At 56.0% G+C, this 10552-nt stretch carries 10 protein-coding genes; 8 read left to right on the top strand and 2 right to left on the bottom strand.

All coding sequences use genetic code 11. The features are described from left to right. Nucleotides 1–367, bottom strand: a 367-nt coding sequence (locus tag MWC30_RS21055; RefSeq protein ID WP_368860917.1) for a molybdate ABC transporter permease subunit, incomplete at its 3' end; no start/stop codon positions are given. Between the two features lie 284 nt (nt 368–651). Here MWC30_RS21055 and MWC30_RS21050 point away from each other — a divergent pair. The 8 genes from MWC30_RS21050 (at nt 652) to MWC30_RS21015 (ending at nt 9035) form a co-directional block, all read left to right on the top strand. Further along, the gene (locus tag MWC30_RS21050) at nt 652–1323 is read left to right on the top strand and encodes an FmdE family protein (protein ID WP_244086170.1); all 672 of its coding nucleotides are present in this window, start codon (nt 652–654) and stop codon (nt 1321–1323) included. 62 nt (nt 1324–1385) lie between these two features. After that, the gene (locus MWC30_RS21045; RefSeq protein ID WP_244086169.1) at nt 1386–2609 is read left to right on the top strand and encodes an ABC transporter substrate-binding protein; all 1224 of its coding nucleotides are present in this window, start codon (nt 1386–1388) and stop codon (nt 2607–2609) included. 21 nt (nt 2610–2630) lie between these two features. Continuing rightward, complete coding sequence (locus tag MWC30_RS21040; protein ID WP_244086168.1) at nt 2631–3452, top strand: ABC transporter ATP-binding protein; 822 nt, start codon at nt 2631–2633, stop codon at nt 3450–3452. A 105-nt stretch (nt 3453–3557) separates the two neighbouring features. Next, on the top strand, nt 3558–4571 hold the full coding sequence (locus MWC30_RS21035) for an iron ABC transporter permease (RefSeq protein ID WP_244086167.1): 1014 nt from the start codon (nt 3558–3560) through the stop codon (nt 4569–4571). 7 nt (nt 4572–4578) lie between these two features. Next, nucleotides 4579–5685: an energy transducer TonB gene (locus MWC30_RS21030; RefSeq protein WP_244086166.1), complete on the top strand. Its 1107-nt coding sequence runs from the start codon at nt 4579–4581 to the stop codon at nt 5683–5685. A 31-nt stretch (nt 5686–5716) separates the two neighbouring features. Then, nucleotides 5717–6343, top strand: a complete 627-nt coding sequence (locus MWC30_RS21025) for a class I SAM-dependent methyltransferase (protein WP_244086165.1) — start codon at nt 5717–5719, stop codon at nt 6341–6343. Nucleotides 6344–6427: 84 nt separating this feature from the next. Then, the gene (locus MWC30_RS21020; protein ID WP_244086164.1) at nt 6428–8221 is read left to right on the top strand and encodes a radical SAM protein; all 1794 of its coding nucleotides are present in this window, start codon (nt 6428–6430) and stop codon (nt 8219–8221) included. A 109-nt stretch (nt 8222–8330) separates the two neighbouring features. Then, complete coding sequence (locus MWC30_RS21015) at nt 8331–9035, top strand: DUF364 domain-containing protein (protein WP_244086163.1); 705 nt, start codon at nt 8331–8333, stop codon at nt 9033–9035. A 91-nt stretch (nt 9036–9126) separates the two neighbouring features. Here MWC30_RS21015 and MWC30_RS21010 read toward each other — a convergent pair whose 3' ends face one another. Next, nucleotides 9127–10401 carry a TonB-dependent receptor gene (locus MWC30_RS21010; RefSeq protein ID WP_244086171.1) on the bottom strand — a complete coding sequence of 425 codons (1275 nt, stop codon included), beginning with the start codon at nt 10399–10401 and terminating at the stop codon, nt 9127–9129. Nucleotides 10402–10552 lie beyond the last annotated feature (151 nt).

The following is a 10552-nucleotide window of genomic DNA, read 5'->3' as shown; positions in this document are numbered from 1 at the left end:
CCTTTTCCAGGTTGGGGTCGACGCTCTCGAAGGCGCTTCGAGCCGCTTTGTAGACCAGTGGAAAGGATACCACCGTGGAGGCCAGCACCGCTCCCTGCCAGGTGAACATGAGCGTGATTCCCAGCGCCTCGTACAGCCAGCGGCCGATCCAGCCGTTCCTCCCGATCAGCACGATGAGGTAATAGCCCAGGACCGTGGGGGGCAGCACGAGGGGCAGTGTCAGGAGCGCGTCGAGCCATTCTCTTCCCGGAAACCGGAAGCGGGCAATGCAGAAGGCGAGCGCCACTCCAGCCAGAAAAGCGGCCAGGGTGGCCAGACCCGCCACTTTAAGGGTCAAAAGAAGGGGTGCCAGGCTCTTCAGCAGCATCATTCCCCCGAATCTTTTCTATCCAGCGTCCCATAGGCCTTGCCGCTGGAGCGGTTACGGCACCCAGGTGCCAAGAAAAATGACGTGTATAAAATAATATTGACATCTATAAAATACTTTAATAGCCTTTCAAATGTGCAGCATGTCGTGTATAGGCGATACTCTTACCCCACTTTCCTTTCAAAATCAAGGTGGAAAGGCTTTGCGCCATTGCTAAACCGCGCACGATCTTGTTCACGGTCGAGGCGCAGGTTTTTTCATACCACCCAATTCGGGAGAGCGCCATGATTGGAAAGAATGAAGATTTTCAGAGCCTGCTGGATGAAGCCGTGAGGTTCCATGGGCATCTCTGCGGGGGGCAGATACTCGGTGTGAGGATGGCCATGGCCGGCTTGAGGGAATTGGAGATCAAAGACCCTCGGGGCAGAGAAGGCAGAGACCTGGTGATATTCGTCGAAATCGACCGATGCGCCACCGACGCTATCATTGCCGTGACGGGCCGAACACCCGGCAAGCGCAGCATCAAGATCATCGACTACGGCAAGATGGCGGCCACGTTCGTCGATATCGGCTCCCGCAGGGCTGTGCGAGTGAGCGTCAGAGGGGATTCCCGCAAGAAAGTGGAACAGATGGCAAAAACCGACTTCCCTCGGGAAGACGGCAAGCAGGCGGATCTGGCGGCGCTGATGGCCATAGCCGAAAAGGATCTTTTGATGATTCAGGAGGTGAGGGTCAACCTGAGGCCCCAGGACCTTCCGGGAGTCCCGTTGGATAGCGTGATCTGCCAGGAGTGCGGTGAGGCGGTGTTGGACATGCGCCATGTGCTGCGCAAGGGAAGGGTGCTGTGCAAATCATGCGCTCAGTTGGGCGATTACTACACCGTACATGCCCCCTCCTTTTCTGTCCACGCGTCACGTGGAAAGGTTCATCGAGTCAGAAAGGGACAAACATCATGAGCCTGCTGTCCATTGACTGGAATGCTGTGTGGCAAGAAATTCAGCCAAAAGAGAGGGCTCCCATGCGCGATACCGCCTTCTGGGACAAGCGAGCGCCCGAGTTCACGCGCCATGCGACGGCAAGCGATTATATCGGGCAGTTCATCGAGATCATGAAGCCCAAATCGCACTGGAGCGTCCTCGACATCGGTTGTGCGGCAGGGACGCTGGCCGTCACCCTCTCCTCAAGTGAGCACAGCATGTTTCCATCATGCTTGAAACGAACTGCGGCAATCTGCGCTTTCATCCTTCTTGCGATCTTTGCCGCCCAGTATGCCGAAGGCCGGGAGATTGTCGACATGGCCGGTCGGACGGTCTCTGTACCTGACCGCATCACGAAAGTGTACGGGTCTTCCCCTCCTGCCACCTACCTGCTCTATGCCGTGGACCCGACCCTCCTGGCCGGATTGAACTTCCCTTTCAACCCGGCGGAGAGGCAGTACCTGAGCAGCTCCATGGAGGGCCTGCCGGTCCTTGGGGGATGGTTTGGCCAGGGACGAACGCCGAACCAGGAAGCAATCCTCAAGGTCAAGCCGGACGTCATGGTCGTCTGGGTGTGGAAGCAAACGGCTACGAACGAAAAGATCGAACAGGCGGCAAAGCAGTTGATGCTCCCGATGGTCTATGTTCGACTCGACCAGTTGAACGACTATCCGGAAACCTTTCGGTTCATGGGAAAGCTTCTTGGGCGGGAGGATCGTGCTCACGCCTTGAGTGAATACGCCGTTCAAGCCCTGGGGGCGGTCGAACCGGCAGCGAAGACCATCCCTGACGACAGGAAGGTTTCCGTCTACTATGCCGAAGGGCGTGACGGACTGAGCACAGAATGCGACCAATCCCTCCATGCAGAACTGATCAACCTTGCTGGCGGGAAGAATATCTATCGCTGCAGCCCCAGGGACTGGTACGGCATGGAGCGAATTTCCATCGAGGAGGTGATAACAGCCGACCCGGAAATCATCCTCGCCCAGGAGAAGGAATTCGTCGACGGCGTGTACAGTGATCCAAGATGGCAGTCCATTCGAGCGGTGAAAAACAAGAAAGTGTACCTGATCCCTCGCTCGCCCTTCAACTGGTTCGACCGCCCCCCATCCTTCATGCGTCTCCTGGGGATCAGGTGGCTTGCGAACATCCTGTATCCCGAGCGTTTCCCATTCGAAGCAGCCCGCGAGACGAGGGAATTTTACAACCTGTTCCTGGGGGTCCAACTGAACGACCAAGCTCTGCAGGCGGTATTGCAGCGATAACACGGGGAAAGGACCGCACCGATGGAGTTGATTCGGGCCGAAGGCGTCGGTTTCACTTACTCGGGATCACCCGTCCTCGAGAATGTCTCGCTCTCAGTGGACAAAGGAAGGATCGTCTCCCTCCTGGGCCCCAATGGAAGCGGCAAATCGACCCTGCTCAAGCTGCTCTTGGGTATTTACCGTCCCTCGAAAGGCTCCGTGCTGTTCGAGGGAAAGTCGGTTGCAGAGATGACGCCCAGGGACCTGGCAAAGCGGATAGCCTATGTTCCGCAAACGCACCGCATGGCTTTTGCCTACAATGTGCTCGACGTCGTCCTGATGGGGAGATCCCCCCACAAGCCGTTCTTTTCCAGGTATTCAAAAGAAGATGCGGAGATCGCTCTCCACTCCCTCGAACGCCTTTCCATCGCGCACCTCAAAGATCGCAGCTACACGGAGGTGAGCGGAGGGGAGCGGCAGTTGACCCTCATCGCCCGCGCGCTCTGCCAGGGGGCGGATACGCTCATTATGGACGAGCCCACAAACGGCCTCGATTTTGGAAACCAGATCCGTCTGCTGGACCGGATCGCCGATCTGGCACAGGACGGCTACACATTCATCAAGTCCACCCATTTTCCCGACCACGCCCTCTGGATCGCCGATGATGTGGTCATGCTGCAGGAAGGCAGAGTTGCGGCCGCAGGGAGGCCGAATGATGTCATGAACGAGGAAGCCGTCTGTCGCCTCTACAACACCGAGATCAGCATTCTCCGTGTGAAGGGGAGCGTAAAGACCTGTCTGCCGCGTTCCATAGCGGACGGAGGTTACAAACGCCGGACCCCGCGAAACGAGCACTCCGTTTGAAGGGTCCCCGAAACATCGAAGGAGACCGATGGATGCGAAGGATGTACACAGCATGTTTCCGATCCTGGAACTGGACGAAGCGATAGCCCGGGAGGCACCTGGAGCATGAGGCAGCGCATTGTTCCGTCGTTGCTCCTGGGCCTGCTTGCGGCAGGAGTCGTGATTTCACTGGGCGTCGGGAGGTACCCTGTCAGCATTCCTGAGATGGGAGCCTACCTGGGACACGTGCTCTTCCGCCTGACAGCGATGGATGAGCAAAAACTTCAGATGGTGTCCATCCTGCTGCTCCAAATCCGAATGCCCAGGATTCTGGCAGCCATGCTCGTGGGAGCGGCTCTTTCCGTGTCCGGGGCCGCATTTCAGGCCATGTTCGTCAATCCCCTGGTATCCCCCGGCCTACTGGGGGTACTGGCGGGCGCGTCGTTCGGGGCGGCTTTGGGGATGGTCATTTCCACGAGCTGGCTCATTGTTCAGGCAACTTCGGTCTCTTTCGGATTGCTGGCGGTACTCCTCGCCCTGTTGCTTTCCCGCTTCTATCGTGGGGACCGGATCCTGCTGCTCGTACTCGGGGGCATCATCAGCGGCGCACTCTTCACCTCTCTGCTCTCCATCGTGAAAATCCTCGCCGACCCCTACAGCCAGCTGCCCGCCATCGTGTACTGGCTCATGGGCGGCTTTTCCATGGTGGATGGGAAAAGCGCGCTGACCCTCGCCCCCCCCATCGTGGGCGGCATCCTTGTATTGCTTCTGCTTTCCGAGAAATTGAACGTTCTCACCATGGGCGACGAAGAGGCGCGATCCATGGGGATTCACGTGACCGAGCTCCGCATCACCCTTATTCTCACGGCCACTTTCATCAGCAGCCTGACCGTGGCCCTAGGGGGGATCATCGGTTGGGTCGGCCTGGTGATTCCTCATATTGGACGCATGCTGGTAGGACCCGACAACCACATCCTGCTCCCCGTCTCGACACTCCTGGGGGCGCTCTTCCTCCTGGTTGTGGACAACGCGTCAAGGCTCCTCTTCACCGTGGAGATCCCCATCGGCATCCTGACGGCACTTCTGGGAATACCCGTTTTCGCCGTCATCTTGAGAACGAGCAAGAAGGGATGGAGCTGAGGCGATCATGAACGAAGAGGTAGAGGACAACTGGATGCAGGAGCTCCTGGATCGGTCTGCCGCGTGTCGGGAGGATTCCGAGGAGACAGACTCGACCTTTATGCCACTTTTGAGTAATGGCGAAAACTTGACGGAGGAGGAGCCCGTTCATGACTGGACGTGGCTGCAGCCCCCCACGGAACGGCGGATGGTTCACGCTCTCAGCTGTTCCATGATTTTCCACGTGTTTCTTTTCATGGCCGCCCTCCTGGTTTCCCGTTCCGTCGGGACCAGCCGGACCGATGAAATACCTTACATGATGGTTCAACTCTATCCATCGGTGGTGGAGGCCGGTGACATGGGTGGAGGCCGGCCCGGCAATGGCGATGAAAGCGCATCTGCCGGCGAAGGCCAAGGCTCAACCGGAGGCGCGGCCCAACCGGCATGCACATCGGCTGGGAATTTTACTTCCCCTCGCCCACCCTCTGAAACGAATCAAACGGAACATGCTTCAGCCCCGGCAACCCCGCATCCGACACATCGGAAAGAACCTGTGACGGTCGTGAGGAAGGCAAGAGAGAAACTCAGCCGGAAGCCTGAGGCAAAGCTCGAAAAGCCGGTGGCTCGTACCCTCAGGTCTTCAAGCGGCAAAAAGGCTGAAAGCCCCCGGCAAGAGGCGTTCCCGGATCGTGAGTCCACCTCGACAGTGGGTGAAAATGTATCCCCGGGTGCAGGGGGCAGTACGCTCGGCATTGGCTCCGGAGGTGAAGGGCGCGATAATTCCGTTGGTGGTAGAGCACCCGGAGAAAAAACAGGTGTTGCCGGGGCAGGAGCTGGGGCCGGGGCTGGGCAGGGTCAACCGGATCACGGCCCGGCCGTCGTAAAGAAGATAGAGCCCCAGTATCCCGTGGAAGCGCGCCGCCGAGGCATTTCGGGACACGTGGTGGTGAGGTGCTTGATCAACACCGAGGGACGCGTGGCCGATGTTGCAGTGGTGAAAGGCGATCCTCCGGGGGTATTTGATTTGAACGCGATGGAGGCCGTATCGAAATGGCGTTTCAGGCCGGCCCGGTTGAATGGAAATATTGTGTCGGGATGGGCCATGCTCTGCATCAACTTTAAATTAACCCCATAATCTCAGAGAAAAGGATTTTCCGGAGTCCAAAATGAAAATCGATGCTCAGTCATTTGACAATCTTGCACGCACTGTATTTGCTCCGGTGTACCCCGTCATCGCACGCCGGATCGTCGAGACGACCGGTATTACTCAGGGAACCTGTCTGGATATCGGGTGTGGCGGCGGATACCTGGGGGCGGCCCTGGCTCGGTTGACGGACCTTTTCGTTCACTTCTTCGATCAGTCCGAGGAAATGCTCAAACTGGCAAAACGAACCATCACGAAAAACGGTTGGGAAGGGCGCGCGGACATCCTGCAGGGGGATGTCTCCTGTATCGGGCTCCCGGACGGCTCGGTGGATCTGGTTGTGAGTCGTGGCTCGGTATTCTTCTGGGAAGACTGCGCCAAGGCTTTCCAGGAAATCTACCGGATTCTTGCCCCCGGCGGCATGGCCTACATCGGGGGCGGTTTTGGATCAGCCACACTGAGGGAGCAGATCACACAAGAGATGGAAAGGCGCGATGGCGGCAGCGAGAAGTTCCGCAACAGGGTGGCGAACAATTTGAGCTCCGTGAGCCGGTCCCGCTTCGAGGCGGCTTTGAAACAAGCCGGGATAACAACGTATTTCGTTGTGGATAACAACAATGAAGGATTGTGGCTCATCATCATGAAATAGGCTCAACTTCATCGGGCTGAACCATTGGAAATGGAATGCTGGAAAGGGATTGGCCCGTGTGAAGATTGCCGGGAGGAAACAGGAATGACTCACCAGCAATGCAGCATCTGCGCGCGCGGCTGCGTTCTCACGGAAGGGAACGGCGGCGGCTGCGGGCAGTACACTCTGAGCGGGGGCCAGGTCATCGAGAGATTTCCCGACCGCTATCTCGTGGCCTGCCCCATCTCCGTTGAAACCATGCCGATGCTCCACTATTATCCCGGCACCAAGTTCCTGCAGATCAGCACTACCGGGTGCAATTTCGACTGCGACGGGTGCATCTCCACCGTCATTGTTCGAGAAATGTCACCGGACAGCAGTGCCTTGAAGACGTTGAGCCCCGAAGATGTCATGGCTGAAGCACTGAGGACCCGGTGTGGCGGCATTGCCTTTTTGATGAATGATCCACTGGCTGCATTGCCGTCCTTTCTCAGGGTAGCCGAACTGGCACATGGGAAAGGATTGAAGGTTGGCTGCTCCTCCAACTGTTATTTCAGCGAGCTCTCTCTCGATGCCCTGTTGCCGTATCTCGACTTCATCAACATCGGGATGAAGGGGTTCTCGGACAGTTCCTACCAAGCCTGCGGCGCACCGGCGATTCAACCCGTCCTGAGCAACATGAAGAAGCTCCATGCAGCCGGTGTGCACATGGAGATCTCCTGCATCTTCACGAGGGACAACCGGCAGGAATTGATGGAACTGGCCCGATACATTTCCACCATTTCGCCTCACATTCCGCTTCAGGTCATGCGCTTCCTTCCCTTTGAACGTGCGGATATCGCTCGGGAACCCTCCATCCGTGAGGCTGAGGATTTCTGCAGGGTGCTGCAGAAATCCCTGGATTTTGTCTATCTCTTCAACACGCCGGGAACCGAGCACCTGCACACCCACTGCCCCCGGTGCGGTGAATTGGCCCTGCGCCGGGATTTCTATGGACCCATGGGGGCAAAGCTGATCGTCTCCCAGGATGAGTGTAAACATCAAACCGAGCGATGTCGGCGATGTGGGTATGATCTCCGGATCAAAGGGGCTCCGGCAACCGCAACCTACCAGGAAGGAGATTTTGAAGGAGGTTATCCCCTGACTCGGGCACTGGAAATGGTGCAGGCCATGCTCATCACCATGGGAGTGGATTCGAAGAAGGCAATGGTGAATGCCTGGGAGGATGTTCTGCAAGGCGAAGGCCTCAAGAAATTGCATCGCAGCATTCAGCATCCCCGAAGCTATATCGAGGCTCTTCGCCACTTCGGAGAGGTCGCCGGTGTGCCCGATCGGTGCGAGGTGCTCGTAGACTACCTGGAGGAGAGGCTGGATCGCATCGAGAGGGCCCTGGAACAGGTCACGCATCGGCCGCGGGTTTACTATGCCATGGGAAAGCCCTTGTTCTATCTGAACCGCGGCAGGCTCGAAAATCAACTGGTCGAGTCTGCCGGAGGAATAAGCGTGAATCGTGAGCTCCCGGAAGGAGGGCGCCCCGGGAGAACACTCTCCCTCGTCGAGCTCAATCGCCTGAATCCCGAGGTGATGTTCATATCGGCTTTCATTTCCAATTCCGTCGAAGACTTCCATGCCGAATGCCTTCAACTCGGGGTGGAGGTGGAAGCCGTGCGGACGCGACGCATTTACGCCCCCCCCTCACCAGGCTGGGATTTTGGAAGCCCCCGCTGGATCCTTGGCCTCATGTACATGGCATCGGTCCTTCACCCCGACCACTGTCGTTTCGACGTCATGGCCGAAGCGGATGCCTTCTATCGACGATTCTACAGCACGGGGTTCAATCCAAGGGATGTCAATCGCTCTTTCAGCAAACCGTCGGCGCACTGGCGGTGGAGAGAATAACCGGCAGGAAAAATCCAGGATGCCCGGGGATACCCCAACATCCCGGCGCGCTTGCCAGTGGCACAAACCTTTTTTTCACCAGCGAGGCATTATGGATACTTTAGGCCGAATGAAAATGAAATTCCTCGAGATCATCGAAGAAAAGGAAATCGGGGCGGTTCCGATCCGGGTAAAGGTCCGCAGCCTGAGCCCTGAACAGGCCATCGGATCTCCCGAAGACCGCGACTACCCGCTCGTCAAGGGCCGTGAGCGGTTGTTGGAGGCGGAAGTGCTGGGGAGCCGCGGACAGGCGTTCACGGACACACCCGGCCACTTTTTCGGTACACTGAAAGAGGTGGCTCTTCTGCAACTGACTGAGAATCGAAGCCGGGCGGTTTTCATCGCCACCCTCAATGCCTTGATGTGCCACCTGGGCCTGGCCGAGAAAACCATTCATTGCAAGGACGCTTCACCGCCTCTTTGTGCCCTGCAGTTGGTCGAGCACATCCAGGGGAAGTTTGGGAGTCCGCGGATCGCCATGATCGGGTTCCAGCCGCGCATGGCCGAGGCATTGGCCAAGCATTTCGCCCTCAGGGTTACGGATCTCGATGAGGACAATATCGGGAAAACCAAATGCGGGGCTCTGATCCAGGGACCCGAAGAGACCCTCCGAAACCTCGCCTGGTGTGACCTTGCCCTGGTGACCGGCAGTACCGTCGCCAACGGAACCGTCGACGAACTGCCGGCAGGCAAACCGACTCTTTTCTTCGGGGTCACCGTGGCCGGACCTGCGATTTTGCTGGGCCTGGACCGATACTGTCCTTACGGTTCTTGAAAGGCGTGATCTTGCGCCCATCTTGTCGTTAATGGCCGCTTTCTCCCGGGAATTTTTCAAGGAGCTGCCAATCCACCGGTCCGTTTTGCCCCTAAAATTTGAAATTCATGTTGGCGTACAATCCAAAAGGAGCCCCGGTTTGGTATGTTGCTGCAGTATTTGTAGCCGCCAAGGCATCATCGGCAGTATTGATGGAGGAAATGTATTTCTGGTCAAAAATGTTTGTGGCGATGATGCGAAATTCCACGGATCGTGCGAAAAATAATTTCTTGATTTCATAAGAGATATCAAAATCGACGATTATGGAGTCATCGATTTTTTCTTGATTCAATACATCACCATATCGGGAGGAGAGGTATCTGACGGACGGCGTCAGCGCAAAATCAAAAATTCTGTAGGTCAAAGCGGCTTTTGCCATATATTCAGGTGCATCGGGTACCTGATTGCCATCTGACGGAATGCTGGTATTCGAGGCCGTTCTCAAATCTTCCGTAAAATAATATTTATTATAAGATAGCCCCACCAGGAAGTCCAAATCCTTGAAAATATTACCACTCGCGGCCAACTCGAAACCATATGCCAGCGCATCCGCCCCGTTATATGGATACGTAACGTTGTATGTAGCGTCGTAAATTCTTGCCTGTTTGTTCTTGACAAAAGAGACAAAAGCATTGGGATTCAGATTTATGGGGCCGATGTTGGATTTGAGCCCCAAGTCAAAATTATCCGACATCTCAAGGTCCAGCTTGTTCCACAAGTCCTGGAGCTCTACACCTTTTGAAACAAAATTCGATCTCTGTTGGACATAAGTTGGGAATAGATTGACATCCAGCCCATATGTCCTCGTGTAGTCAATATAAACTGTCGCATTGTCGCTCATGTTGTAGCCCAGGTAAACACTGGGCAGCCACTCTCTAAAGTATCTTGCATCCACGCTCGCCCATGGATCCACTTTGCCATTGGCGATAGCCGTATCATAATCCTGGCTTGTGGAGGCGTTGGTGCCGTTGGTATAGCTTGTGAGCGCACCCAACTTGAAATATAGATATCTCACAGCTGCAGAATATACAAAATTACATGCCTTCCCGCTCACTTCAGCAAATGGTGATTGAAAATCATGATATCCGTTGTCTGCAAGGACTGCATATCCAGCAAAATTTAAGCCTTTTGGCCCCACGGTGTATTTCTTTTGATCTAAGGGAGGTCCTGGAGGCTGCTGCCTGTGTATCCAATATCCCAGTTTTGTTTTAAACTCTTCCGAAAAAGTCTGTTCGTATTTCAAAACCCCACCGAAGGTCTCATGGTCCATGTCCCACTTGATGACATTTGCTCCTGAGACATAAGAATATTGGCCGTTGTCATTCAGATAATAAGGCTTGAAAGAGATTTTAGAGTAGGGCGTCCAAATTGGCGAACGCCCGTTGACCGGTATTTGACTCCAGCACTGGGAAGCAATGCTCCTGCCATTCTAAAACGGTTCATGCGAGGGCATTTTGCGCCTGGCCGTGCCCTGTTTG

It is taken from the genome of Desulforhabdus sp. TSK (assembly GCF_022836495.1).
In the GTDB taxonomy this organism is placed as follows: Bacteria; Desulfobacterota; Syntrophobacteria; order Syntrophobacterales; family Syntrophobacteraceae; genus Desulforhabdus.
The sequence above is the reverse complement of the archived record's forward strand: the minus strand, read 5'-3'. Positions and strand labels throughout refer to the sequence as shown.

Bases quoted from the DNA above. Each gene is read 5' to 3' on its own strand.
- MWC30_RS21030 (WP_244086166.1), top strand. From the start codon at position 4,579: ATGAACGAAGAGGTAGAGGACAACTGGATGCAGGAGCTCCTGGATCGG.
- MWC30_RS21050 (WP_244086170.1), top strand. From the start codon at position 652: ATGATTGGAAAGAATGAAGATTTTCAGAGCCTGCTGGATGAAGCCGTG.
- MWC30_RS21025 (WP_244086165.1), top strand. From the start codon at position 5,717: ATGAAAATCGATGCTCAGTCATTTGACAATCTTGCACGCACTGTATTT.
- MWC30_RS21040 (WP_244086168.1), top strand. From the start codon at position 2,631: ATGGAGTTGATTCGGGCCGAAGGCGTCGGTTTCACTTACTCGGGATCA.
- MWC30_RS21020 (WP_244086164.1), top strand. From the start codon at position 6,428: ATGACTCACCAGCAATGCAGCATCTGCGCGCGCGGCTGCGTTCTCACG.
- MWC30_RS21045 (WP_244086169.1), top strand. From the start codon at position 1,386: ATGCGCGATACCGCCTTCTGGGACAAGCGAGCGCCCGAGTTCACGCGC.
- MWC30_RS21035 (WP_244086167.1), top strand. From the start codon at position 3,558: ATGAGGCAGCGCATTGTTCCGTCGTTGCTCCTGGGCCTGCTTGCGGCA.
- MWC30_RS21015 (WP_244086163.1), top strand. From the start codon at position 8,331: ATGAAAATGAAATTCCTCGAGATCATCGAAGAAAAGGAAATCGGGGCG.